We start from the raw sequence: 25596 nt of genomic DNA, 5'->3' as shown, positions 1-25596 counted from the left end.
CCTGCAAATGATCTGACCCCGAAAAGTTAGACAATAATCAGATGGACTGAAGTCGGTATTGTACCGGACTCAGTCCATTTAGTTTCAATTGTATACGCTCCTCATTATAATAGCGAACATAATCTTTGATAGCCGCTTCAAGTTCTGCAATCGTCTGAAACACTTTTCCATAAAAGCACTCCACTTTCATTCGTCCAAAGAAACTCTCCATTGCTGCATTGTCTAGACAATTTCCCTTCCTTGACATACTTTGTACGATGTGATGTTCAACCAATAAGTGTTGGTAACTCGGTATTTGGTACTGTATGCCTTGGTCTGAATGTAAAATTGGCGTGTCGCCTTCAGAGAGCCGGGTAATCGCTTGGCGTACCATTCGGTTCACTAAATCACTATTTGGATGACGACTCCATTGATAGGCAATCAGCTCATTGTTATAGCAATCCAAAATAGGGGAAAAATAGAGTTTTTCGCCATTAACATTAAACTCGGTAATATCCGTCAACCACTTTTGATTTGGATGGGTAGCACGAAAATCTCGTTGTAAGCGATTCGGTGCAATTTTGCCCACTTGCCCTTGATAGGAAGAATATTTTCGTGGCGGTTTCCTTTTTACTTGTAATCCTAGCTCTTGGAGCAGACGTTGCACCCGTTTATGATTAACCTTATCTAACTGCCTCGTGACACGACGATAACCATAATGGGGATGCTGCCGTTTGATGGCAATAATCTGCTCTTTGATGGACTTATTGTTATCCACTGGCTTGCTTTTGCCCTGTAAATGATAAAAGAAAGTACTTCTTGCTAATTCTGCATAAACTAACAAGAGGGTTAAGGGATACTGTACTCTTAATCCTTGGATGATAGCAGCCTTTTCCTCGCTTTTTCTTGGTCTAATGCTTGACACTTTTTAGGTAAGCATTCTCCGTTTCTAGTTCTAGGATTCTTAAGCGTAAACGTTCTTCTTCTGTTTTCGGTGGTGGCGGCATTTTGGCATAACGTGTTTTTTTCATTGCAGTGTGTCTTTTGGGTTTAGGTAATAATCCCTCTATACCGTATTGCTGAAAACTTTTCAACCATTGACTAATCGCACTAGAATTTGCGATACCAAAATGCAGGCTAGCGCTTTCTAGACTCAATTTATCCCGTTGGATGGTTTGGATGACTTGATATTTGAAGTCAGGAGAATACGTTCTCTTAGTATGAAGGATAGCTAAGCCATTACTACCTGAATGTCGAAATTGAGCAATCCAACGTCTTAATGTTCTTTTCGGAATGTGAAAAGTACGACAAGTGAATGACAAACTTTCGTGATGTTTAACATAAAAATCAATGGCTTGTTGTTTAAAAGCTTGGGTATATTTAGTCATAAAAAATCTGCACCTCTGTTTGTTGGATAATCAGTCCAACTTTTAGGGTACAGATCAAAAGAGAGCAGGGCTTTTTCGTGGATAATTTTATGCCGTTGTATCTGGTTGTGGAACACCAAAATTAGGCATTCCATTTTCGTCCCATTTAATTAATTTTAAACGTGTATGACGATTAGGATCATAGAGCGGATCTCCAACAATTTCGGTGTAATTACGTGCGTGATACACTAAAACGTCTTCACCATGACTATCTTTGGTAAAACTATTGTGTCCTGGACCATATTGATGATTTTCATAACTGGTACGGAATACAGGTGTTGGTGATTTGTGCCAATTAGTGATGTCATAAGGATCTGCATGAATATCAATCCAGAGTAAGCCAATACAATAATTTTCATCAGTAGCACTGGCGGAGTAACTAATAAATAGTTTATCCCCATGTTTCAATACTGCAGGTCCTTCATTAACTAGAAAACCGCGACATTCCCAATTATATTCTGGACGGCTAAGCATCATAGGTGAGCCTTTTAGTGTCCATGGATTTTCCATTTCACAAAGGTATAAATTAGAGTTCCCTGGAATATTAGGATCTTTTTGCGCCCAGAGATACCATTGTTTGCCTTGATGAGAAAATGTCGTAGCGTCTAATGCAAAAGTATCAAACTGAGTTTTCATTTGACCTTTCTCGATCCAAGTGCCTGTTAAAGGGGCTGCATCGCTGCATTCAAGTATAAACATACGATGTTGGAACATACCAAGGTGATCTAGTTGTTGAGTATGTGCTGCCGCAAAATAGATATACCATTTTCCTGCTAAATAGTGCAATTCTGGTGCCCAAATAAGTTGGCTCATAGGACCAGATGCAGGCTTACGCCAAACTACGGTAGGAATTGCCTCGCGTAAACCTAGTAATGAATCAGCATGACGTATTTCTAAACGATCATATTCTGGCACTGAAGCAATAAAATAATAATAACCATCTTTTTGTAAGATAAAGGGATCAGCACGTTGTTCAATAAATGGATTTGGATAGGTAATTATTTATGTAATACCTCTGGTTTAAATAGCTTTATGTGTATGCAATTCGTTAAGTTCTTGATAATTATTACGACGTTTTTCTAAGTCGATTTGAATTTGTTTCATAAATTCGCGATCTACTTTTAAGAGTCTTACTACACCAGCAGTAATGAGATAACCGATACCAGGAATTACTGTAAATAGTAGCATGATACCATTGAGAGCAGACTCGCTTTGGGCTGTGGCACTTGCGTCATAGCCATACCAAGAGAGAAGGAAACCTACCATAGAACCAGCGATAGCAAGTCCAAGTTTGAGGAAGAATAGGTTACCAGAGAAACTAATGCCGGTAATACGTTTTCCAGTTTTCCATTCACCATAATCATCAACATCTGCCATCAATGACCAATGTAATGGTGATGGGATTTGATGTAGGATGTTTAATAAGATATAAAGTACGACGATTAATGCTGTGGCATGAGGATCTAAGAAATAAAATGCACATGAAAAGATTGCTAATACAATATTAGTCCAGAAGAAGACTTTTAATTTGCACCAGCGATCAGTCAATACTTTCGCTAACATACTGCCTACCATCATTCCTGCAACACCTAGACTAATAAATAAAGTTGCAAAATGTGCGCTTTGTTGCATTACCCAAGTAACATAGTACATAGTTGCTGCCATTCGGATAAAACCAGGGCAAACATTACAGAGTGTTAACAGTAAAATTCTTACCCATTGGTCATTTTTCCAAACATCTTTAAGATCAGCTTTTAAATCATCATTGGTTGGAATAGCTGGACGAATACGTTCACGTACTGTCGCGAAACAGAAAAGGAACATACACATACCAATAAAGGCGAGAATAGTCATCGCGATTTGATAACCTTTAGCCTTGTCATCGCCACCAAAAAATTCCACCATTGGTAATAATGTAAGTGAGAGTAATAATGTTGCGATACCAACTAAAACAAAACGATAAGATTGACAAGCAACACGTTCTTTTGGATCGTTAGTAATCACGCTACCAAGAGAACAGTAAGGGATATTAATTGCGGTGTAAGTAATGGATAAAAGGAAATAAGTGACGAAAGCATAAATCACTTTACTGTTATAACTCCAATCAGGAGTTGTAAACATTAACACACTAAACAAAGCGTAAGGAAATGCTATCCATAATAAATAAGGACGGAAGCGACCATATTTACTTTGTGTTCTATCGGCAATGGCACCCATAATAGGGTCGGTGATTGCGTCAATAATTCTGACAGATAGTAGTAATACACCAACTAATGCTGGAGCTAGACCAAAAATATCGGTGTAAAAATAATTCACGAATAACATGATGGCGCCGAAAATAATATTACATCCAGCATCTCCCATGCCGTAGCCAATTTTTTCTTTTATTGAAAGTTTATTTTGATCCATAAAAATATCCTTAGTAGATCATATTTTTATCATTAAGAATGGCTAAAGATTAATATCAGTTGTATGTACTGATATTTATTTTGCTACCTTAGATAAAAATAATATTGAACAGCCTAGTAATTAATTCGCGAATTATTTTCGAGGGTTATCCTAAGAAAATAGGAAATGAAAAAAAAGAGATCTAGATCACAGAAAAAATGAACGGCAGAATAGTCCATATATTCATCCAATCTATGCGGAATAATGTAATAATCTAAATATAGGCAATCTTCTATTCAACATAAAAACTTTGCTAAATATGCTGAGAATATACAAGAATATATTGCTGGATAGTAGAATGGATTACAAAGGACTCTCTATTTGCAACGCTTCATTAATATGCAAAATAGAAAGAATTAAATAGGAACGAATCATTTTTTCCCAACGGATAATTTTGACTTGTTCTAATAGTGAATCTGTTGCATTAGGATCGGGAATAGGATCTTTTATAAATAAAGATTCTTTAATGCAATGTAACTGTTGGATAAATTTCAAGAACATAGGATCACTGAAAGAGGCTTCTTGTTCTTGATTGTTAATGATTTCCTTTAATTTGATAAAGGCATTAATATCTTCAAAAATTTCTTTGGAAATAACGCCTAAGCCTAAAAGTACTTTAAGACGTATTTTAAAGTCGAATAAAGGGCCTGAATGTTCAAAGAGTGATTCAATAACGGATTCAACCACAAAATCTGTTTTACGAAAAACCTTATTAATTAAATGATCAATCGCTTCATCAAAAATGGTTACTGCTGCAATAATTAAACCGCGTGCAGTGGTAACTTCATTAAGTTTTTCTTCGATCATTTAGACCCTTTCCTAAACAATTAGTGTTTTAATGCAGCATATGCTTGTGCAATTTCAGCAAAAATCGCTTGGTCGTCAAGGCCAGTATATTTAGTTAAAGTTGCAATAACGCCTTGTTCTGCAAGGGTTTGTTGCAGTTCTACGGCTTGTGGATCATTAGCGTTGGTATAACATAATGCTGCGGCTACTGCTTTACAAATCATGCTATGAGGTAATTGGTATTCCAAAGTGCCTCGTAATGGCTTGATAAGGCGGTCATTATAGCTGAGTTTGCGTAAAGGTTCACGACCAACACGATCAACATCATCTTGTAAATATGGATTTGCAAAACGTTTGAGGATTTTTTCAATATAGGCCTCATGAGCTACAGGATCAAAATGATAACGTTTGATTAATACAGCACCACTTTCTTGCATTACTGCTTTTACTTGTTGCTTGATATTTTCGTCATCAATTGATTGTTTTACAAATTGATAGCCAGCTAATTTCCCTAAATAAGCTGTTACAGCGTGTCCAGTGTTGAGCGTGAATAATTTACGTTCGATAAACGCCATTAAATTATCAGTACGTTCCATACCTGGAATATTAGGAATTTCGCCTTTGAATTGAGTTTCATCGACAATCCATTCACTAAATTCTTCAACTGTGACTTGTAGTGGATCTTCTGCATTAGCTTCTATTGGTGGCACAATTCTATCTACGGCTGAATCAACAAAACCAACATATTGACTAACGAGTTTTTGTTCATCTTCGGATAAATGCGCGAAAATGTGTTCTTTTAAGGCGGTAGTTCCACGAACCATATTTTCACAAGCAATCACATTTAATGGTTTGGTATTGCCTTGTTGGATACGTGCCAATAAACCTTGCGCTAATGATTTAGAGATAATTTTTAATACGCCTGCGCCGATTGCGGTAGTGATCAGATCGACTTCTTGGATTTTGGCTAACAATTGATCTTGATTAGCTGAATTGAGTCCATCAACATTTTTGACGATCTCGATTTTATTTTGTCCTTCACCAACAATTTTTACCGAGTATGATTGTTGTTTATTCAATAGATTGATTACTGTTTCATTAATATCAGCGAAGGTAACGTGGATACCTGCATCAGCAAGTAATTTACCAATAAAACCACGTCCAATATTACCTGCACCAAAATGTAATGCTTTCATTCTAATTCTCCTAAATAAAAAGAACGTAGTGGTTACACTACGTTCTTACTTCATATTAACCTTTAAGTAATGCTAGCACTCTTTCTACATCGCCTGTAGTAGTGAGAGTGTTGATTGCTTCTTCGCTATCCAATGCGTTGGTAATTGCAGATACCACTTGGATATGTTCATTATTGCGTGCAGCAATACCAATCACTAATTTTGCTACGCCATCTTCTTCATCAGTGAAACGAACACCATTTGGATATTGACAGAATACAATCCCGGTTTTCAATACAGCATCTTTTGCTTCAATAGTACCATGAGGTACCGCAACACCTTCACCAAGATAAGTAGATACAAGTTTTTCACGTTCTAACATTGCTTCAACATAACTTGGTTGTACGAAACCACCTTTAACAAGTTGTTCACCAGCAAAACGGATAGCTTCTTCTTTAGTTGCTGCGCTTAATCCTAAAAATACTTGGTTAGCAGCTAAGGCGAAAGTTTCTTTCGTGGCACTTTCAGTTGTTGCCTGTACTGGCTTTGCATTAAGTTCTGCTTTTAATTCATTAACTAAGCTGTCATAGAATTTGTTATCTAAGAAGTTGGTTAATGAAAGATGTACTGCATTTGGAACATGTTGTTTAGCACGTAAAGTTAAGTCTTGGTGGGTAATAACTAAACGAGCATCTTCAGGTAAGTCGTTAATAGCGCAGTTTGCTACTTCAACTGATAAGCCAGCTTCTTTCACTTTTTTACGAAGCATACTTGCACCCATTGCACTTGAACCCATACCGGCATCGCAAGAAACAAAGATTTTTTTCAAACCAGCATAGTTGATTTCAACATGATTCACATTTGTTGTTGGTGCAGCTTTAAGATTTTTAACTTGCGCTGTCGCTTCTTCTAAAGAACCTTCCGTTTTTTGTAGTTTTAAGAAGAATGATGCGATCACGAATGACACTGCACAAGCAATAATGACGGCAAGAATTACGCCGAACATAGAAGCTTTTGGCGTCATAAGTAATACAGCAAAAATCGAACCTGGTGAAGCTGGAGCAACAAGACCAGAATGAGTTAAAGTAAGTGTTAATACACCTGACATACCGCCAGCGATAACTGCTAGGATAAGACGTGGATTCATTAATACATATGGGAAGTAGATTTCATGAATACCACCGAAGAAGTGAATAATTACAGCGCCACTTGCAGTTTGTTTTGCAGAACCTTTACCAAATAACATATAAGCAAGTAACACACCTAAACCTGGGCCTGGGTTTGCTTCAATTAAGAAGAAAATAGATTGACCAAATTCTTGTGATTGTTGAATACCCAATGGTGAGAAAATACCATGGTTAATTGCGTTGTTTAAGAATAGGATTTTTGCAGGTTCAACAAAAAGTGAAGTTAATGGTAGTAAATTTGCTTTAACAAGAACATCAACGCCTGCTGCGAGTGCAGTAGATAATGTTTTTACTGCTGGACCAATGGCTAAGAATGCAATTAATGCACAAATCATACCGATGATACCTGCTGAGAAGTTATTTACTAACATCTCAAAACCACTTTTGATTTTGCCATCTACCCATTTATCAAATTTTTTGATTGCGAAACCACCAAGCGGGCCTGCAATCATTGCACCTAAAAACATTGGGATATCTGAACCGACAACAACACCCATAGTAGTGATTGCACCAACAACAGCACCACGATCGCCACCTACTAAACGTCCACCGGTGTAGCCGATTAATAATGGTAGTAAGTAAGTGATCATTGGTCCAACAAGTTTTCCTAGAGTTTCATTAGGAATCCAACCAGTTGGAATAAATAGTGCAGTGATAAATCCCCAAGCGATAAATGCCCCGATATTTGGCATTACCATATTGGAGAGGAAACGACCAAAATTTTGTATGCGTAATTTTGTTTGTGTAGAAGCCATAATTTGATCCTCAATAATGGAGAAGAAATTTCGTGCAAAAATTAACACATAGTTTTAAAAACGAGAAATTTTTGATCTCAAAAATGTGATGCGGTTCAAATAAAATTTTTTTACAACTTTTTAATAAATGTGATATATATCACAATATTGTATGTGTTTGATTTTTTATGTGATTTAGATCACATTATTGCGGTATTAAAAATAACCTATAAGAGCTATGGCTAAAAAAGATACAAATTTATTTTTTCTTTTGAAATAAATCGGTGTAGTTACTCATTTTCGGCTAATTATTCAGGACTAAGATGCGCCACATGAAGGCGAACGGTTTCCGTTCATAAAAAAACAAAAACACTCTATAAGGAGTATTCAATTATGTTAGTTAATAAAAAAATGCTTGTTAGTTCATTGTTAGTTTCTGTTTTTGCGATGGCAACTGTTGGTGTTGCACAAGCAGCTGGGGATTTACCTCATCAAGTAGAACCTAAAGCTAAAGCAGAACAAATCATGCCGAAACATGAATTAAATCCTGAAGCGAAAAAGCCTATGGCTATGGAAAGAAAGCATATTAGTGCAGCTAAGCAAGAAAAAGGTGTGAAACATCATTTGATTGCTAAGAAAGTAGGAAAGCAAGAACATCTTAAAAAAGGAGCACATGTAGAACCTAAAGTAGCAGCATAAAAAATAAAATATTATTCCTGTAGTGCCTCTTGGCCTCTGTTCCATAAGGGATCAGAGGCCTTTTTTATATAATTCTTAGCATTACCTAATCTATATTAACCCAAATAATTTTGGTAAGAATAGCGATAGTCCTGGTACATATGTAATAAGCATTACAATAATGAATAATGCAAGATACATAGGTAGTAGTGGTTTTATTACATTTTGTACTTTGACCTCACCAACAGAACAACCAACAAAGAGAGCTGTCCCTACAGGAGGTGTACATAGTCCGATGCATAAATTAGCAGCCATGATGATGCCGAAATGAATTAGATCAATGTTAAGATCTTGAACTATTGGTAAAAAAATCGGAGCAAAAATAAGGACTGCAGGGGTCATATCCATAAATATTCCCACAATTAAAAGAATTATGTTAATGATCATTAAGATCGTGAATGGATTATCAGAAATATTTAATAGGGATTCACTGATCCAGAAAGGTATATCTGCATTAGTCATTGCCCATGACATCCCAACAGAAAATCCAACTAATAACATGATTACACTAGTCATAATGACAGATTCTAATAGTAATGAAGGTAATTGTTTTAATGGGATTGTTCGATATATAACGACAGAAAGTATAAAAGTATACAATACGGCAATTGCTGAGGCTTCGGTTGCTGTGAAAGCTCCAATAACTATACCCCCGACAACAATGACAACAAGTAATAAGCTTGGTAATGCTTGCCAAAAAGAAACTAAAAAATCATGAAATGTTATTTTTTCAGAGCTTTTATTTTTAAATGCTTTTCTTGATAGTAAAGCTGCGACCACCATTACAGAAAGTCCCATCAATATTCCTGGTATATATCCTGCCACAAATAATGCGCCAACAGATATTCCTCCTGCAGTTAATGAATAAACAATCAATACATTTGAAGGAGGAATTAGTAAGCCAGATATACAAGATGATATATTAACAGCGGCTGAAATATTTGGATCATATTTTTCTTGCTGTTGGATTTTAACTAAAGTTCCACCTACTGCAGCAGCTGATGCTGTGGCAGATCCGGATATAGAACCAAACATCATATTAGCTAGTACGTTTACATGATATAGAGAACCAGGTTTATTACCAATCAATATTTTTGCAAAATTGATTAATCTGATAGCGATACCACCATGATTCATTAGATTTCCAGAAAGTATGAAAAATGGTATAGCAAGGAGTGCAAAATTATCTATTCCGTTTGCTAATCTTTGGGAAATGATAGAAATTGCAGTATCAACAGGAAACATTAGAATCATAGATAATGTAGTTGCGATACCAATGGCAAATGAAATAGGTAGACCTATAAATACTAATAAGAAGAAACTAGCAAATAGTACAAATGCAATATAACCTTCCATAATTTCTTACTCCTTATTAGTTTTATGTATTTTGATATTATTAATAATTTCACAGATAGAATAATAAAATATAATTGATGCACTTATAGGTAATATCATATAAATATATCCCATTTTTATCTGTAAGGCAGGTGATGTTTGTAAGCTACTAAAAGTATTCTTGGTAAGTGTAAATCCTCCATAGAATATAATGATAGAAAAAAGAGCGATAATAATATTTATAATGATTATTAACATATCTTTTTTATGTGGGCTAAGATATGAGAATATAAGATCAATAGATAGATGTTTCTGCTTACCTACTGCATAGCTTGCTCCAAGTAAACATGTATAAATCATTAAAAATCTTGATAACTCTTCTGTAATCGTGCTAGGAGAATTCAATATATATCTACTAATTACTTGCCAGATTACACATAGAGTTAAAAAGACCATCAATAGAATTAATATAAACTCAATAAGTTTATTGAGATATAGAGTTAGTTTAGACATGATGGTCTCCTTTCTAAAATTTATTTTCCTGCATTGTCAATTAGATCTAATAATTTAGCATTTTCGGGATCTTTCCTATATTCATCATAAATTGGTTGAACTAATTTTTTAAATTCATCTTTATTACTTTTAACTATCTTTCCTCCTAATTTAATAGCATCTTCTCTGGCTTGTTTCATTTCTTTTGCCCATACATCTCCATGCCATAATTCAGAGTTTCGAGCAGCCTGTTTAATAATTTCCTTTTGTTTTTCATCTAATTTGTTCCAACTTTTTGTCGAAATCACAAGAAAATCAGGTACAGAAGTGTGTTCATCTTCTGAATAAACTTTGACTAACTCTATATGTCGTGCATTAACCCAAGTAGGAATATTATTTTCAGCTCCATCGATGATTCCTTGTTGTAAAGCAGTGTAGATTTCACTAAAGGATACTGGAGTAGGCGAGCCTCCCATTAATTCAACCATCTTAATGCTAGTTTGTGATGGTTGAACTCTAACTTTAATGCCTTTGAGATCTGATGGATTAACGATATCTTTATTGGAATAAAAACTTCTAGTTCCTGTATCGTAAGCAGCTAATGCAAAGAATCCTTTATCTTGCGTTGACTGCATAATATTTCTACCAATTTCACCATAGACTACTGCATCATGATGTTTTTTATCTCGAAATAGGTATGGAAGACTAAATACTTTATAAATATCAGCAAATGATTCCAAGTTACTAGAACCTTTTGTCATATCAAGTCCTCCTTCAAGGAGGAGTTCCATAGTTTCTCTAGCCCCACCCATCTGACCATTTCCATAAATACGAATCTTAATCTCATTATTGGATAGTTTAGCTACATCTTTTGCGAAATGATCAAATGCTTTGCTGACTGAATGATTGCGATCCAGATCATGAGCTAATTTTAGTGTGATTTTATCTGCATAAGAGTTTGTTACTGCTAAGGCTAAGCAAGCTATTGTGAGTGATAATGACTTGAACATATGAATCTCCTTATGAAAAGAACTGTGATATGGATATTACAAATTTCAATCTTAAGTGGATAATTAGAAATTTGTAATCGAAATATATATTTTATTAATTGCTTATTAAAGAATTAATTTTTCATTTTTTGATCGTGTTCACATTTATAAAAAATGGTTAATCTATCAGTTTTTAACTACAAAAGTATTTATATTATTGATTTTTAAAAATAAACTAGCTAAGTTTTCATAAGATCTTCATCTATTGATAAAGAAAAAATAAATTTTTATTTTTAAATTGTGATCTTGTTAACAGAATTTTTGTTTTTTTTTTTAATATTATGAAATTTAAATTCCATAAAAATTACTATGTGGAAGCTGTTTGTGATTCTTATCTTGCCTGAAATAAAGGAGATTTTTTATGAAAAAAATGACTATGAAATCATTGCTGGTAATGGGGGTAACTTTGATTTCCACTAATGTGTCAGCGACAGTTTTAAGATTAGCACATCATATGACGACAGATAATGTTAATCATATTTTGGTATCAGATTTTTCTGAAAAATTGAAGGAAATATCAAGTGGAAATTTAACGGTTGATATTTATCCCAATGGAATACTTGGAGGGCAAGTAGAACTTTTTGAAGGAATGAAATTAGGCACTGTTGATATGTCTATTTCAGATACAAGTATTATTGGATCTTATTATCCTCCAATAGGTATACTGGATTTACCGTATATTTTTAAGGATAGGGATACAATTAAGAAGCTTTTTTCATCAAATATTATGAAACCAATGATAGATGAAATTACTGTTAAATCTGGTGTAAGGCTTCTTAGTATACAGCCTGTAGCATATCGAAATATTATTTTGAAAAATCCGCTAAAAAGCAGTAATGATTTTTCTGGTATTAAGATTAGAACACCTAATTCTCCTACATTAGTAGATACAATCAAACATATTGGAGCAACTCCAAATCCTATTCCATCTGGAGAAGCTTATACTGCAATACAAACAGGTGTAGTTGATGGTATGGAAGGTAATCCTGAATTTTTAAGTTCTATTAAAATTAATGAAGTTGCTAAAAACTGGTATGAAACACAACATGCTATGACATTTACTGCTTTGAATATAAGCGAATCTAAATATCAGTCATTAAGTAAACAAGAAAAAGAATGGATTGCCCAAGCAGTTAGTTATGCAGTAGACAATTTTTATGTTAAGAGCCATGACACAGATCAGAAGTGGAGAAATTATTTAGTAGATAAAGGTGTAATTTTTAATAGTGTCGATTTAACTCTTCTGAAGGAGAAAACTGCAGGTATGGTTAATGACTTTATTAATAAATATAATTTACAAGAATTATATAAGGAAATTTCTCAATGAAGTTGATTAATTATTTAAGAGAGTGGCTTATCATTTTTTTATTTTCTTTATTAGTTATTACAGTTTCATTAGGTATTTTCTCTCGATTTCTTACGACAACTCCATTTGCTTGGACAGAGGAGTTGTCCAGATTTTTGTTTATTTGGTTAGCATGGGTTTCTGCCAGTATTACTGTAGCAAAAGGTGCTAATATCACATTCGATATTTTATTATCCTTCTTAGGGAGAAAATTAGGATATATACCATACATAATTGTCGATATTATATCTATTATATATATAAGCCTAATAATATATTTTGGATATAAATTGTGTATTAATAATATTAGTGTTTTATCGCCACTATTAAATGTCCCAATGTGGCTAATAAATTTAGCCATTCCTATAGGTGGAATATTGATGCTAATAGAACAGATGAGATTATTAATAGAACGTAGAGGCAAGGAACCATGTTAATTGTAGCATTTATAGTTTTTTTTATTTTAATTTTATTGGGTGTTCCTATTGCTTTTTCTATGGGACTAAGTGCTGTAATAGCTATTACTTCTAATGATCTTCCACTTACATTGATCTCACAAAGGCTATTTTCTGGATTAAATACATTTTCTTTGCTAGCTATTCCACTTTTTATGTTAGCTGGTGAACTGATGGAACACGGGGGAATATCTAAGAGATTAATTTATTTGTCAAAATGCTTGGTTGGGCACTTTAGAGGTGGATTAGGCATGATAGATATTTCAACATCTGTAGTATTTGCTGGTGTTTCAGGATCTGCAGCAGCTGATACTGCTGCTGTAGGTTCTTTAATGATTCCTTCCATGAAAAAAAATGGCTATCCTGCTGGAATGAGTGCTGTACTTCAAGCAGTTGCTGGTTCATTAGGCCCTATTATTCCTCCAAGTTTGACGGCAATTATTTTTGCTTCTTTGACCGGACTTTCTATCAAAGATTTATTTTTGGCAGGTGTTATTCCTGGAATTGCGATAGCGATAGGATTGGTTATTGTTACATTCTATTATGCTAAAAAATTTAATTTAGGAGGGGAAAAGAAAGCTTCAAAGGAATTATTATGTCAAGCATTTAGATCTGCGTATTTAGCTTTATTTATGCCATTTATTATTATTGGTGGAATTTTGGCAGGCTTTTTTACACCAACAGAAGCAGGAGCAATCGCAGTTATTTACTCCATATTTGTCGGTATTTACCATAAAGAATTGACTTTTCAAGGTATAAAAAAAGCGATCATAAATGCTGCAGCAATGACAGCGATGTGTACTCTGATTATCTCAGGAGCTACTGTGTTGTCTTGGATAATTGCGTTTACTCGCCTTCCAGAAATTATTATTCATTTCTTAACTGGTATCACAGACAATCCATACATTATATTATTTTTATTGGTTGGTTTTTTGCTATTTATTGGTATGTTTATTGAAACTATTGCAGCTACTATTATTGTGGCACCGATATTAATGCCAATAGCGTATCAGTATGGAATTGATCCTATACAATTCGCAATTATTATGATTGTTGTCTTAGTATATGCAGGTGTTACTCCTCCTGTGGGAGGTGTGTTGTTTATAACAATGGGGATTGCAGAAGTTAAATTGGATAAAACATTAAAGTATTTATTACCATATTTATCAATAGTGTTTATTGTAATTACATTAATGATAGTGTTTCCTAATTTTTCTTTATGGATTCCAAGATTATCTATGTAATTGTATATAACTAGAAAAAGGTCGAGTATTTCACTCGACCTTATTTATGCTTTGATTTTTTGTTCGCTTATTCGTCTAAGAAACTACGTAATGTTTCTGAACGGCTTGGGTGACGTAATTTACGTAATGCTTTGGCTTCAATTTGACGAATACGTTCACGTGTTACATCAAACTGTTTACCCACTTCTTCTAGTGTATGGTCGGTATTCATATCAATACCAAAACGCATTCTTAGCACTTTCGCTTCACGAGGTGTTAGACCTTCTAGCACTTCGTGTGTTGCTACTTTTAAGCTTTGTGCTGTTGCAGAATCTAGAGGAAGCTCTAAAGTATTGTCTTCGATAAAGTCACCTAAATGTGAATCATCGTCATCACCAATTGGAGTTTCCATAGAAATAGGTTCTTTGGCAATTTTCAATACCTTGCGAATTTTATCTTCCGGCATGCCCATGCGTTCTGCTAATTCTTCTGGAGAAGCTTCACGTCCCATTTCTTGTAGCATTTGACGAGAGATACGATTCAGTTTATTAATCGTTTCAATCATATGCACAGGAATACGAATAGTACGTGCTTGGTCAGCAATCGAACGGGTAATTGCTTGACGAATCCACCAAGTTGCATAAGTAGAGAATTTATAACCACGACGATATTCAAATTTATCTACTGCTTTCATCAAACCGATATTACCTTCTTGAATTAAATCAAGGAATTGTAATCCTCGGTTAGTATATTTTTTCGCAATAGAGATAACTAAACGTAAGTTAGCCTCAACCATCTCTTTTTTTGCTCGGCGTGCTTTTAATTCGCCTTGTGAAATTTTTTCACCAATTTGACGGATTTGTGTGATGGTTAAACCACTTTCTTGTTCGATTAGTTTAAGTAATTCAATTGCATGACGAATATCGTTTTCATAGTCTTTTAATTTTTCAGACCAATTTTTGCCAGCAGCTAAGGCTTTTTCTACCCAAACATTATTTGTTTCATGACCAATAAATGCTTTTTGGAATGCACCTTTTGGCATTTTGGCATATTCAACCGCAAGGCGTTGGATTTGTCTTTCTTGGGTACGAATACGTTTCATCATATCGCGCATTGATAACACAAGAAGATCAAATTGTTTTGGTACTAGACGGAATTGTTGGAATACTTCTGAAAGCGCTGTAATTTGATCTCTCGCTTTTTTATTACCGCGACCATATTTTTCGATAGCTTCAACGGTTTTTTGATGTTGTTCTTTTAATGCAGTAAATTTTTCACGTGCAACTTCTGGGTCAATGCTGTTATCTGAATCACCATCAGAGCTGCTATCTGAATCATTGTCGCTATCTTCGTCATCATCACTGTCGCCTACATTGTCACCAGAAGAAGACATTTCATCTTCATCATCGTCTCCGACATCATCATTCATAAATTTAGAATAGTCTTCGGTATCTACCGCATTTGGATCAACAAAACCAGTAATTAAATCAGAAAGACGGACTTCACCTTTTTCAACTAAATCATATTGTTGTAATAAATGATCAAGTGCTTGCGGGTATTCTGCAACCGCGCATTGAACTTCATTAATTCCTTCTTCGATCCTTTTAGCAATATCAATTTCGCCTTCGCGGGTTAATAATTCAACACTACCCATTTCGCGCATATACATCCGCACAGGATCTGTTGTACGACCAATTTCAGATTCAACACTAGAAAGCACTTGGGTCGCTTCTTCTACTGCGTCTTCATCGGTAACATTTTCGTTCAACATAAGATCATCAGCGTCAGGAGCAGTTTCAAGTACTTGAATACCCATGTCGTTGATCATCTGAATGATGTCTTCTATTTGATCGGCGTCAACGAGGTCTTCTGGTAAGCTGTCATTAACCTCAGCATAGGTTAAATAACCTTGTTCCTTGCCTTGTGCAATTAATTGTTTTAACTGTGATTGTGGATTTTGATCCATATTTTGACATCCAATAATTGTTGATTAGCAGAAATCATTCTTCACATACTTATGAAGAATAGACCGAAGCTAGCAATTTTCGACTGTTTGCTAGCAGTTCCATCAGTTCTTTTTTTTCATCTAGCGATAAAGTATCTGTTCGATCTTTCGCTTTTAACGCTTCTATGCGCTTTTCCATTACTTTAGAATGTAAGTATTTTAGATTACCATAAAAAGAGGCTTCAATGTTATCATCTTTTATCAGATGATCCCACATCGCCAATTTTTCAATAATTTTTTCTTCTTCCTTATCACGCCAAAACTCAAGCAATTGCCCAGTAGTAATGCCGCTTTTTTCTGTACATATTTGATAAATCTGTAAAAATAATGATAATCCAGGTAGATTTAGATCTTGTAATACTTGTGGATTACTCAATAAAACGCGTGTAATTGGCTTATCTGCAAGCTCAGGATTTTGCAATAGTAATGCAATCAATAAACGCATTGGTGTTGATTTTAGTGCAGCTGTATTTTCTTTCATTTTTTCAGTCGCACTGGCAATCATGGTTGGCAGCATTTTTTCAAGCAAAGTACTATCAATGATGCCTAATTTCTGTCCTAGCGTATTGCGTAAATATAAACGTAATGTTTCACCTGGAATTTTATCAATTAGTGGTACGGCAAGAGCGGCTAATTTACTACGACCATCTTTAGTACTGAGATCAACTTGCGCCAATAAATGTTGGAACAAGAACTCGCTCATTGGAATAGCATCTGCTAAAAAAGTTTCAAATTTTTCTTTACCAACTTGGCGAATAAAAGTATCGGGATCTTCATCTTCTGGCAAAAAGATAAATTTTAATTGGCGACCATCATAGAGATGCGGTAAAGCATTTTCTAATGCTCGCCATGCGGCACTACGCCCTGCATTATCACCATCATAGCAACAGATAATTTGTTCTGTGGCACGATAGGCAATTTGAATTTGTTCACCGGTAGTGGCAGTACCTAAAGAGGCCACTGCATTAGTGACGCCAAATTGAGCGAGGGCAACCACATCCATATATCCTTCGACCACCAATAAATATTCGGGACTATCATTTTGCTCTAAAGCTTCATATAACCCATATAATTCATTGCCTTTATGGTAGGTAGCCATTTCAGGAGAATTCAAATATTTTGGTTTTTCGTCACCTAAAACACGCCCACCAAAAGCAATTGTACGACCACGTCGATCGCGAATTGGGAACATAATACGTTGGCGAAAACGATCATAATAAGTGCCATGATCGTTTTGCGTAATCATGCCAGTATCTAACAGTTTTTGTCGATCTTCATTGGAATGACCAAAAGTGCGTAGCACCGAATTTGTTCCAGAAGCGAAACCAATAGAAAAACGCTGAATGACTTCATTAGATAAACCACGCTGCTGTAAATAAGCCTGCGCCGGCATTACTTGCGTTAATTGCTGTTGATAAAAAACTGCAATATCTTGCATTAATTGGTGTAAATCACGCTTACTTTTATAATGTTGGCTTGCTGCATAAGTGTTTGTTGATGATGTTTCTCTTGGCACTTCAACACCTTGCAACGCAGCTAATTCTTCAATCGCTTCGACGAATTCCATCTTGTCGTAATCCATCAAAAATGAAATGGCATTACCATGCGCGCCACAACCAAAACAGTGATAAAACTGCTTCTTAGGACTAACAACAAAAGATGGTGTTTTTTCGTGATGGAAAGGGCAACAGGCTTGATAATTTTGCCCAGCTTTTTTCAGTTTTACACGAGAATTAACCACATCAATAATGTTGGTACGTGCTAATAGTTCATCAATAAAAGTACGCGGAATGAGTCCTTTCATCGTATCTACCTTAAGCTAGCCAACAATTATGTGGGTTAATAAGAAAGAAATAACCGTGCTCTTATATAAGAAGCACGGTTTTGAAAATATATCGTTTAGATTAAAGAATGAATTAATATAAACGAGTGTGACGTGCATTCTCGCGAGCTAATTTTTTAGCATGACGTTTAGCTGCTGATGCTTTTTCACGTTTACGAATAGTTGTTGGTTTTTCGTAGAATTCACGGCTACGAACTTCCGCTAAGATTCCTGCTTTTTCGCAAGAACGTTTGAAACGACGTAATGCAACGTCAAATGATTCATTTTCACGAACTTTAATTACAGGCATGAGCCAATCACCTCAATGAAATTTATACAATTTTATGGTTATACAAAGATAACCTTTACTCAATAAAGGCCGTAATTTTAATCTATTTTAGGACAAAAAGTAAAGAGAGGATTCAGCTTATTTTGTTTGTAATTCAGTTGTGAACTAGAGAAACAAAAGAAAAAAGAGTAAAATGCCGACCAATTTTTGGTTAGATAAACAAACAGATGAAAGTTTTAGGGATTGAAACCTCTTGTGATGAAACCGGTGTGGCGATTTATGATGAGAAACAAGGATTAATCGCCAATCAACTTTATACACAAATTAGTTTACATGCTGATTATGGCGGTGTAGTGCCAGAATTGGCTTCACGTGACCATATTCGTAAAACTGCACCGTTAATTCAAGCGGCATTAGCGGAAGCGAATTTATCAGCACAGGATATTGATGGTGTTGCTTATACTTGTGGGCCTGGATTGGCTGGCGCTTTATTAGTGGGCTCAATGATTGCTCGCTCGTTAGCGTATGCTTGGAATGTCCCTGCGTTGGGTGTTCATCATATGGAAGGGCATTTATTAGCGCCAATGTTGGAAGAGCGTGTGCCGGCATTTCCATTTCTTGCATTACTTGTTTCTGGTGGACATACCCAATTGATTCGCGTTAATGGGGTGGGTGATTATCAATTACTTGGAGAATCGATTGATGATGCCGCTGGAGAAGCCTTTGATAAAACTGCAAAATTATTAGGATTGGATTATCCCGGTGGTGCTGCGCTTTCACGATTAGCGGAAAAAGGTAATCCAGATCGTTTTGTTTTCCCTCGTCCAATGACAGATCGTCCTGGATTAGATTTTAGTTTCTCAGGATTAAAAACCTTTGCCGCTAATACGGTTGCCCAGTATCCACAACAGGATGAGCAAACGCGTTGTGATATCGCTTATGCGTTCCAAGCAGCAGTAGTGGATACATTGGCAATTAAATGTCAGCGAGCTTTACATGATACAGGTTTAAAACGTCTGGTGATTGCTGGTGGAGTAAGTGCCAATAAGCAATTAAGACAGCGTTTAGGCGAATTGATGACAAAATTGGGCGGAGAAGTATTTTATCCTGCGCCACAATTTTGTACTGATAACGGCGCTATGATTGCTTATGCTGGTTTTTTACGTTTAAAAGCTGGAGAGCAAACTGGATTGGCAGTAGAAGTTCGTCCGCGTTGGCGTATGAGTGAATTGGCAAAAATCAGTTAAACAAAAATAAATGCTTTCTCCGTTTTGAGTGCAAAACGGAGAAAGGGTTTTTAGTCGTTGGTTTTAGCGTTCTCTAATTCTTCTTGCTTTTCTAACCATTCACTTTCCACAGCATCTAGTTGTTTTTTCAGTGTTGCTTGATCGCTTAGCAATTGTGTCAATTTCTCTTTATTTTCATTTAAATACAGATCGTTGTCTGCTAAGGCAGTTTCTATCTCAGCAAGTTTTGTCGAGTATTGCTCTAATTGTTTCTCTAATTTTTGGATTTCTTTGCGTAATGGTGCAGTCTTTTCACGCCATTCAGCTTCACGACGTTTCTGTTCTTTACGCTGTAAAAATTCATTATCTTTCGTTACTGCTTGCGTTTCTGTTACCGCTTTTTCTGCTGTTTCTAAACTAAGCAGCCATTTTTGATAATCTTCAAGATCACCATCAAAAGTATCAACAGTATGATCGTGAACTAGATAAAATTCACTAACAGTATTACGTAATAAATGGCGATCGTGGGAAACTACAACTAAAGATCCTTCATAATCCATCAAAGCTTCTGTCAAGGCTTGACGCATATCTAAATCAAGATGGTTTGTTGGTTCATCTAGTAATAATAAATTAGGTTTTTGCCACACAATCAGTGCTAGTACTAAACGTGCTTTTTCACCACCAGAGAAAGAGGCAATAGCCTGTTTTACTTTATCACCATGAAAAGCAAAACCACCAAGATAATCTCTTAACTCTTGTTCAGTTTTTGTCGGAGCTAACTTTTGTAAATGCCAAAGAGGACTTTCATCAGCACGCAAGATATCTAATTGATGTTGGGCGAAATAGCCTAGTTGGACACCTTTAGCAAGTTGTACTGTACCAGATTGAGGTGTTAATTCACCTGCGAGTAATTTAATTAAAGTCGATTTCCCAGCACCATTTTTACCAAGTAAACCAATTCGTGAGCCAGGTACGAGATTGAGTTTCACTTGTTGTAAAATCGTTTTGTCGCCATATCCTGCACTCACTTTTTCCATTGATAGTAATGGATTAGGTAAAAAATCAGGTTCAGGAAAGCTAAATGAAAATGGACTATCAATATGTGCTGGTGCAATTAATTCCATTCTTTCTAATGCTTTGATACGACTTTGTGCCTGTTTTGCTTTGGTAGCTTTGGCTTTAAAACGATCAATAAATTTTTGTAGATGGGCAATTTTTTGTTGCTGTTGTTGGTATAAGGCGTTTTGTTGTGCTAGTTTTGTGGCACGTAAGATCTCAAAAGCAGAATAATTGCCTGTATATTCGTGCAATTGTTGCTGTTCTATATGAATCACTTTATTAATAATTGGATCAAGAAAATCACGATCGTGAGAAATTAATAAGAGTGTACCTTGATAATTTTTTAACCAACTTTCTAACCAAATTACTGCATCGAGATCAAGGTGGTTAGTCGGTTCGTCTAGTAGCAATAGATCAGAACGACATAATAATGCTTGTGCAAGATTTAAACGCATGCGCCAACCACCAGAAAATGACTTAACTGGAAGTTGTAATTGTGCATCTTCAAAACCTAAACCATGCAATAATGTGGCGGCTCTAGCATGAATGGTCCAAGCATCAATAGTGTCTAATTGTGCGTGTAATGAGGCAATACGATAACCATCATTTTGTTGATTCGCTAAAGTTAATTCTTGTTGTAATTTACAGTATTCACGATCACCCTGAATGGTGTAATCTAAAGCAGAAATTTCTAATGCTGGTGTTTCTTGATTAACCCAGCTGATTTCCCAATTATTTGGGTAGAAAATATCACCTTGTTCGGGGAGCAATTCTCCTTTGATTAAGGCGAATAATGAGGATTTTCCACAGCCATTTTTACCGACTAGTCCAACTTTTTGTCCTGGAGTGACTGTGGCAGTAGCGTTTTCAAGTAAAGTTGTTATACCACGTTTTAGGGTTAAATTTGTAAAAGTTAACATTTTTAGGTATGCTCTTAATAAAGTTTAATATTTTTGAATTTTAGGATTGCTAAATGTTTGATTCTTTTTTAGTTCAATTTGTTGTTTTATGGGCAGTTATCGATCCTATTGGTTCTGTTCCTGTCTATCTTACCAAAACTATTGGCCTTTCCGCGACAGATCGTAAGAAAATAGCGCGAAATGCGGTATTAATTGCGACAGGAATTTTATTTTTCTTTCTAATTACAGGTCAATTTTTATTAGAAGCAATGCAAATTCCATTAACAGCATTCCAAGTTGCTGGTGGGTTAGTCTTGTTATTATTTGCTTTGACAATGGTGTTTAGTGAGAGTAAAGCAGAACAAGAGATGCGTTTATCTTCAAATATAAATGAGTTGGCAGTATATCCATTGGCAGTACCCTCTATTGCTTCACCAGGCGCAATGATGGCGATTGTATTATTAACTGATAATCATCGTTTTAGTTTTACAGATCAAATTATGACAGCCATTATTATGGCGCTAGTTTTATTAATTACTTATATATTGTTGTTAGCAGCAAATAAGATTCAACGTTTAATTGGTACAACAGGTGCGGCGATTGTTAGTCGAGTGATGGGGTTAATTTTGGCAGCTATTGCAGTGAACCATATTTTAAGTGGTATTAAAGCCTTTTTTATGGAAGTGATGCCGACAGTCACCTCTTAATCCCGTCGTGATCAGATAGCGAAAAAAGAAGAAAAAGTGATAAAATAACGCCTATTTAATTAGATAGAGAATAATTTATGCCGTTAGGAAATTTATATATTGTTTCCGCACCTAGTGGAGCAGGAAAATCATCGTTGATTGCTGCATTATTACAACAACATCCTAGCTATGAAATGCAGGTTTCTATTTCTCACACTACTCGTAAACCTCGTCCAAATGAAGAAGATGGTAAACATTATTATTTTGTTGATCATGCTGAATTTGAGCGACTCATAGCAGAAGATGCGTTTTTAGAATATGCCGAAGTATTTGGTAATTATTATGGTACTTCCTTACCAATGATCGAACGTTCCTTAAAACAAGGAATTGATGTTTTTCTTGATATTGATTGGCAAGGTGCTCAACAAGTGCGTAAAAAAGTACCAACCGCGAAAAGTATTTTTATTTTACCGCCATCAATGCAAGAGTTGGAACGACGTCTAGTAGGGCGTGGTCAAGACTCGGAAGAAGTGATTGCAGGACGTATGCAAAAAGCAATCAGTGAAATGAGTCATTATGATGAATATGATTATTTAATTATTAATGATGATTTTGATCAGGCATTGAATGAAATTAAAGTGATTTTAAAAGCGGAAAAGTTAAAAGTAGCACGCCAAATACAACGTCATCAATTATTAATTTCGCAACTACTAGCGAAAACGGAGTAGCTTTAGTATCATATTCAACCTTTTTTCTTGATTGATTATTAGACAATTTAATTTGTGGAGAGAATTATGGCACGTGTAACCGTCCAAGATGCAGTAGATAAAATTGGCAACCGTTTTGATTTGATTTTGACTGCAGCTCGTCGTGCAAGAGAATTACAATTGCATGTACGTGAACCATTAGTACCAGAAGAGAATGATAAACCAACGGTAATTGCTTTACGTGAAATCGAAGAAGGCTTAATCAATAATGATATTATGGATGCGCAAGAGCGCCATGATGCTTTAGAACAAGAACACGCAGAGTTACAAGCGGTTTCTTTGTTAGCTGATATCGAATAAATTTTTAAATCTGAGCGAAGAACGAGTCATGTATTTATTTGAAAGTTTACATACAATCATTAAAAGTTATTTGCCTGATGATCAAATTGAATTAGTGAAGCGTGCATTTGTGATTGCGCGCGATGCTCACGAAGGGCAGACTCGTTCTAGCGGAGAACCTTACATTACCCACCCAGTTGCAGTTGCTTCAATTATTGCGGAAATGCGTCTTGATCATGAAGCAGTGATGGCAGCGTTATTACATGATGTTATTGAAGATACACTTTATACCGAAGAGGAATTAACCGCTGAATTTGGCAAAAGTGTTGCTGAAATTGTTGAAGGTGTTTCTAAACTAGATAAATTGAAATTTAGGACACGTAAAGAAGCGGAAGCGGAAAACTTCCGTAAAATGATTCTGGCAATGACACAAGATATTCGCGTTATTCTGATTAAACTCGCTGATCGTACGCATAATATGCGTACGCTCGGGGCATTGCGTCCTGATAAACGTCGTCGTATTGCGAAAGAAACACTCGAAATTTATAGTCCACTGGCGCATCGCTTAGGTATTGAACATATTAAAAATGAGTTGGAAGACTTAGGCTTTGAGGCATTACACCCTCATCGTTATTATGTATTACAAAAAGTAATTCAGAATGCACGTGGTAATCGAAAAGAGATGATCCAACGTATTACTGATGAAATCAAAGGACGTCTTGATGATGTAGGGATTAAAGCCAGAGTTTTTGGACGAGAAAAGCACCTTTATTCCATCTATCAGAAAATGAAAATGAAAGAACAACGGTTTCATTCAATTATGGATATTTATGCGTTTCGCACCATTGTCCAAGATGTTGATACTTGCTATCGTGTGTTAGGGCAGATGCATAGTCTGTATAAACCTCGCCCAGGCAGAATCAAGGATTACATTGCAGTACCAAAAGCGAATGGCTATCAATCTTTGCATACTTCAATGATCGGTCCTCATGGCGTGCCAGTTGAAGTACAGATTCGTACTGAAGATATGGATCAAATGGCGGAAATGGGAGTTGCGGCGCATTGGATTTATAAACAAGGTGGTAAAAATGATACTACGACTGTACAAATCCGCGCGCAACGCTGGTTACAGAGTTTAATTGAGCTGCAACAAAGCGCAGGTAATTCATTTGAATTCATTGAAAATGTGAAATCAGAATTATTCCCTGATGAGATCTATGTATTTACACCGAAAGGTCGTATTGTTGAATTACCGGCTGGAGCAACACCGGTAGATTTTGCTTATGCCGTTCATACTGATATCGGGCAAACCTGTATCGGAGCAAGAGTAGATCGTCAACCTTATGCATTATCGCAAGCATTGGAATCAGGGCAAACCGTTGAAATTATTACTGCACCATCAGCGCGTCCAAGTGCTACTTGGTTAAATTTTGTGGTGACCGCAAAAGCAAGAGCCAAAATTCGTCAAACCTTAAAATCATTACGTCGTGATGAAGCGATTATTTTAGGAAAACGACAACTTGTTCATGCTTTGTCACCAATGAAATTAGAAGATATAGATCCAAACAAAATCGCATCATTATTGGCAGAATTGAAATTACAATCATTGGATGATCTATTAGCTGAAATCGGTTTAGGAAATCAAATTAGTGTAGTGATTGCACATCGGTTATTAGGTGAAAAATTAGAAATTGATACGGATGGTGATCCTAGTAACAATAATAATCATGAAACGGATACTGGTGTACTAATTAAAGGGGTAGAAGGCTTATTAATTAATTTTGCTAAGTGCTGTCACCCGATTCCAGGCGATCCTATTGTTGCTTATGTTAGTCCAGGTAAAGGGTTAGTTATCCATCATGAATATTGTGCCAATATTCGTCATCGTGAAGAGAATGCAGATCACTATATGCCGGTAGAATGGGAAAAGAGTGAAAACAGTGTTGAGTTTGAAGCAGAATTACGAATTGAAATGCTAAATCAGCATGGTGCATTTGCGAATTTAACTTCTGTGATTACTTCAGCTGGTAGCAATATCCAAAGTATTTGGACTGAAGAACGCGATGGGCGTGTTTATCAAGTGTTTGTCGTGTTAACGGCTCGTGATAAAAATCATTTAGCAACAATTATTCGTAAAATCAATGCGGTATCAGGCGTTGTTGCTGTATTGCGAAATATTAATGAATAACTT

22 protein-coding genes are annotated in these 25596 nt (G+C 35.7%); 9 read left to right on the top strand and 13 right to left on the bottom strand.

The window, feature by feature from the left end:
• Positions 1 to 37: 37 nt before the first annotated feature.
• The 6 genes from NYR30_RS10610 to NYR30_RS10585 form a co-directional block, all read right to left on the bottom strand.
• Positions 38 to 1367, bottom strand: a protein-coding gene (locus NYR30_RS10610; RefSeq protein ID WP_302501039.1) for an IS3 family transposase whose coding sequence is annotated in 2 segments (ribosomal slippage) — positions 38 to 908 and positions 907 to 1367 — 1332 coding nt in all. Because the reading frame shifts where the segments join, the coding sequence is not laid out codon by codon here.
• 87 nt (positions 1368 to 1454) lie between these two features.
• Positions 1455 to 2405 (bottom strand): glycoside hydrolase family 43 protein, encoded by a 951-nt coding sequence (locus tag NYR30_RS10605; RefSeq protein ID WP_302502482.1) that lies wholly within the window; start codon positions 2403 to 2405, stop codon positions 1455 to 1457.
• Between the two features lie 21 nt (positions 2406 to 2426).
• The gene (locus NYR30_RS10600) at positions 2427 to 3815 is read right to left on the bottom strand and encodes a glycoside-pentoside-hexuronide (GPH):cation symporter (protein WP_066108182.1); all 1389 of its coding nucleotides are present in this window, start codon (positions 3813 to 3815) and stop codon (positions 2427 to 2429) included.
• Between the two features lie 342 nt (positions 3816 to 4157).
• The gene (locus NYR30_RS10595) at positions 4158 to 4661 is read right to left on the bottom strand and encodes an MltR family transcriptional regulator (RefSeq protein ID WP_302501035.1); all 504 of its coding nucleotides are present in this window, start codon (positions 4659 to 4661) and stop codon (positions 4158 to 4160) included.
• 20 nt (positions 4662 to 4681) lie between these two features.
• Complete coding sequence (locus NYR30_RS10590; protein WP_302501033.1) at positions 4682 to 5836, bottom strand: mannitol-1-phosphate 5-dehydrogenase; 1155 nt, start codon at positions 5834 to 5836, stop codon at positions 4682 to 4684.
• A 55-nt stretch (positions 5837 to 5891) separates the two neighbouring features.
• A complete protein-coding gene (locus NYR30_RS10585) occupies positions 5892 to 7757 on the bottom strand; it encodes a PTS mannitol transporter subunit IICBA (protein WP_302501031.1) in 1866 nt (621 codons plus the stop codon).
• A 372-nt stretch (positions 7758 to 8129) separates the two neighbouring features.
• On the opposite strand from NYR30_RS10585, the gene NYR30_RS10580 reads away from it, so the two are divergent.
• On the top strand, positions 8130 to 8435 hold the full coding sequence (locus tag NYR30_RS10580) for a hypothetical protein (protein WP_302501029.1): 306 nt from the start codon (positions 8130 to 8132) through the stop codon (positions 8433 to 8435).
• 90 nt (positions 8436 to 8525) lie between these two features.
• On the opposite strand, the gene NYR30_RS10575 is transcribed toward NYR30_RS10580, so the two are convergent.
• Genes NYR30_RS10575 through NYR30_RS10565 form a run of 3 tightly spaced genes read right to left on the bottom strand, consistent with a single transcriptional unit; the run spans position 8526 to position 11311 of the window.
• Positions 8526 to 9830, bottom strand: a complete 1305-nt coding sequence (locus tag NYR30_RS10575) for a TRAP transporter large permease (protein ID WP_302501027.1) — start codon at positions 9828 to 9830, stop codon at positions 8526 to 8528.
• Positions 9831 to 9836: 6 nt separating this feature from the next.
• Positions 9837 to 10322: a TRAP transporter small permease gene (locus NYR30_RS10570; protein WP_302501025.1), complete on the bottom strand. Its 486-nt coding sequence runs from the start codon at positions 10320 to 10322 to the stop codon at positions 9837 to 9839.
• Positions 10323 to 10342: 20 nt separating this feature from the next.
• The gene (locus NYR30_RS10565; protein ID WP_302501023.1) at positions 10343 to 11311 is read right to left on the bottom strand and encodes a TRAP transporter substrate-binding protein; all 969 of its coding nucleotides are present in this window, start codon (positions 11309 to 11311) and stop codon (positions 10343 to 10345) included.
• A 400-nt stretch (positions 11312 to 11711) separates the two neighbouring features.
• Between NYR30_RS10565 and NYR30_RS10560 the strand changes: the two genes are divergently transcribed.
• The 3 genes from NYR30_RS10560 to NYR30_RS10550 are packed head-to-tail and all read left to right on the top strand — an operon-like array spanning position 11712 to position 14394.
• Positions 11712 to 12677 (top strand): TRAP transporter substrate-binding protein, encoded by a 966-nt coding sequence (locus NYR30_RS10560; protein ID WP_302501021.1) that lies wholly within the window; start codon positions 11712 to 11714, stop codon positions 12675 to 12677.
• Positions 12674 to 13132, top strand: coding sequence for a TRAP transporter small permease (locus NYR30_RS10555; RefSeq protein WP_302501019.1), 459 nt, complete (start codon positions 12674 to 12676; stop codon positions 13130 to 13132). The genes NYR30_RS10560 and NYR30_RS10555 overlap by 4 nt, the downstream gene beginning before the upstream one ends.
• On the top strand, positions 13126 to 14394 hold the full coding sequence (locus NYR30_RS10550) for a TRAP transporter large permease (protein ID WP_302501017.1): 1269 nt from the start codon (positions 13126 to 13128) through the stop codon (positions 14392 to 14394). Before NYR30_RS10555 ends, NYR30_RS10550 begins: the two co-directional genes overlap by 7 nt.
• 67 nt (positions 14395 to 14461) lie before the next feature.
• On the opposite strand, the gene rpoD is transcribed toward NYR30_RS10550, so the two are convergent.
• The 3 genes from rpoD to rpsU all read right to left on the bottom strand — a co-directional run bounded on the left by rpoD (position 14462) and on the right by rpsU (position 18510).
• Positions 14462 to 16339, bottom strand: coding sequence for an RNA polymerase sigma factor RpoD (rpoD, locus tag NYR30_RS10545; protein ID WP_302501014.1), 1878 nt, complete (start codon positions 16337 to 16339; stop codon positions 14462 to 14464).
• 49 nt (positions 16340 to 16388) lie between these two features.
• Positions 16389 to 18182, bottom strand: coding sequence for a DNA primase (gene dnaG, locus NYR30_RS10540; RefSeq protein WP_302501012.1), 1794 nt, complete (start codon positions 18180 to 18182; stop codon positions 16389 to 16391).
• 112 nt (positions 18183 to 18294) lie between these two features.
• Entirely contained in the window at positions 18295 to 18510 is a 216-nt protein-coding gene (rpsU, locus tag NYR30_RS10535; protein ID WP_013745715.1) for a 30S ribosomal protein S21, read from the bottom strand.
• A gap of 206 nt (positions 18511 to 18716) precedes the next feature.
• On the opposite strand from rpsU, the gene tsaD reads away from it, so the two are divergent.
• The gene (gene tsaD / locus NYR30_RS10530) at positions 18717 to 19736 is read left to right on the top strand and encodes a tRNA (adenosine(37)-N6)-threonylcarbamoyltransferase complex transferase subunit TsaD (protein WP_066113197.1); all 1020 of its coding nucleotides are present in this window, start codon (positions 18717 to 18719) and stop codon (positions 19734 to 19736) included.
• Between the two features lie 50 nt (positions 19737 to 19786).
• On the opposite strand, the gene NYR30_RS10525 is transcribed toward tsaD, so the two are convergent.
• Positions 19787 to 21694: an ABC transporter ATP-binding protein gene (locus tag NYR30_RS10525; protein WP_302500998.1), complete on the bottom strand. Its 1908-nt coding sequence runs from the start codon at positions 21692 to 21694 to the stop codon at positions 19787 to 19789.
• A 53-nt stretch (positions 21695 to 21747) separates the two neighbouring features.
• Here NYR30_RS10525 and NYR30_RS10520 point away from each other — a divergent pair, with 53 nt between their 5' ends.
• The 4 genes from NYR30_RS10520 to spoT all read left to right on the top strand — a co-directional run bounded on the left by NYR30_RS10520 (position 21748) and on the right by spoT (position 25593).
• A complete protein-coding gene (locus NYR30_RS10520) occupies positions 21748 to 22380 on the top strand; it encodes a MarC family protein (RefSeq protein ID WP_066113201.1) in 633 nt (210 codons plus the stop codon).
• Between the two features lie 77 nt (positions 22381 to 22457).
• Complete coding sequence (gmk, locus tag NYR30_RS10515) at positions 22458 to 23087, top strand: guanylate kinase (RefSeq protein ID WP_302500995.1); 630 nt, start codon at positions 22458 to 22460, stop codon at positions 23085 to 23087.
• 66 nt (positions 23088 to 23153) lie between these two features.
• Positions 23154 to 23426 (top strand): DNA-directed RNA polymerase subunit omega, encoded by a 273-nt coding sequence (rpoZ, locus tag NYR30_RS10510; protein WP_066108146.1) that lies wholly within the window; start codon positions 23154 to 23156, stop codon positions 23424 to 23426.
• Positions 23427 to 23454: 28 nt separating this feature from the next.
• Entirely contained in the window at positions 23455 to 25593 is a 2139-nt protein-coding gene (gene spoT, locus NYR30_RS10505) for a bifunctional GTP diphosphokinase/guanosine-3',5'-bis pyrophosphate 3'-pyrophosphohydrolase (RefSeq protein ID WP_066422283.1), read from the top strand.
• Positions 25594 to 25596 lie beyond the last annotated feature (3 nt).

This window comes from Gallibacterium salpingitidis, from assembly GCF_030517105.1.
Classification (GTDB): Bacteria; Pseudomonadota; Gammaproteobacteria; order Enterobacterales; family Pasteurellaceae; genus Gallibacterium; species Gallibacterium salpingitidis.
The sequence above is the reverse complement of the archived record's forward strand: the minus strand, read 5'-3'. Positions and strand labels throughout refer to the sequence as shown.

What these genes read in the sequence shown, in the direction of transcription:
- NYR30_RS10600 (WP_066108182.1), bottom strand. Translation starts at nt 3,815, where the DNA reads ATGGATCAAAATAAACTTTCAATAAAAGAAAAAATTGGCTACGGCATG.
- NYR30_RS10595 (WP_302501035.1), bottom strand. Translation starts at nt 4,661, where the DNA reads ATGATCGAAGAAAAACTTAATGAAGTTACCACTGCACGCGGTTTAATT.
- NYR30_RS10590 (WP_302501033.1), bottom strand. Translation starts at nt 5,836, where the DNA reads ATGAAAGCATTACATTTTGGTGCAGGTAATATTGGACGTGGTTTTATT.
- NYR30_RS10585 (WP_302501031.1), bottom strand. Translation starts at nt 7,757, where the DNA reads ATGGCTTCTACACAAACAAAATTACGCATACAAAATTTTGGTCGTTTC.
- NYR30_RS10580 (WP_302501029.1), top strand. Translation starts at nt 8,130, where the DNA reads ATGTTAGTTAATAAAAAAATGCTTGTTAGTTCATTGTTAGTTTCTGTT.
- NYR30_RS10575 (WP_302501027.1), bottom strand. Translation starts at nt 9,830, where the DNA reads ATGGAAGGTTATATTGCATTTGTACTATTTGCTAGTTTCTTCTTATTA.
- NYR30_RS10570 (WP_302501025.1), bottom strand. Translation starts at nt 10,322, where the DNA reads ATGTCTAAACTAACTCTATATCTCAATAAACTTATTGAGTTTATATTA.
- NYR30_RS10565 (WP_302501023.1), bottom strand. Translation starts at nt 11,311, where the DNA reads ATGTTCAAGTCATTATCACTCACAATAGCTTGCTTAGCCTTAGCAGTA.
- NYR30_RS10560 (WP_302501021.1), top strand. Translation starts at nt 11,712, where the DNA reads ATGAAAAAAATGACTATGAAATCATTGCTGGTAATGGGGGTAACTTTG.
- NYR30_RS10555 (WP_302501019.1), top strand. Translation starts at nt 12,674, where the DNA reads ATGAAGTTGATTAATTATTTAAGAGAGTGGCTTATCATTTTTTTATTT.
- NYR30_RS10550 (WP_302501017.1), top strand. Translation starts at nt 13,126, where the DNA reads ATGTTAATTGTAGCATTTATAGTTTTTTTTATTTTAATTTTATTGGGT.
- rpoD (WP_302501014.1), bottom strand. Translation starts at nt 16,339, where the DNA reads ATGGATCAAAATCCACAATCACAGTTAAAACAATTAATTGCACAAGGC.
- dnaG (WP_302501012.1), bottom strand. Translation starts at nt 18,182, where the DNA reads ATGAAAGGACTCATTCCGCGTACTTTTATTGATGAACTATTAGCACGT.
- rpsU (WP_013745715.1), bottom strand. Translation starts at nt 18,510, where the DNA reads ATGCCTGTAATTAAAGTTCGTGAAAATGAATCATTTGACGTTGCATTA.
- tsaD (WP_066113197.1), top strand. Translation starts at nt 18,717, where the DNA reads ATGAAAGTTTTAGGGATTGAAACCTCTTGTGATGAAACCGGTGTGGCG.
- NYR30_RS10525 (WP_302500998.1), bottom strand. Translation starts at nt 21,694, where the DNA reads ATGTTAACTTTTACAAATTTAACCCTAAAACGTGGTATAACAACTTTA.
- NYR30_RS10520 (WP_066113201.1), top strand. Translation starts at nt 21,748, where the DNA reads ATGTTTGATTCTTTTTTAGTTCAATTTGTTGTTTTATGGGCAGTTATC.
- gmk (WP_302500995.1), top strand. Translation starts at nt 22,458, where the DNA reads ATGCCGTTAGGAAATTTATATATTGTTTCCGCACCTAGTGGAGCAGGA.
- rpoZ (WP_066108146.1), top strand. Translation starts at nt 23,154, where the DNA reads ATGGCACGTGTAACCGTCCAAGATGCAGTAGATAAAATTGGCAACCGT.
- spoT (WP_066422283.1), top strand. Translation starts at nt 23,455, where the DNA reads ATGTATTTATTTGAAAGTTTACATACAATCATTAAAAGTTATTTGCCT.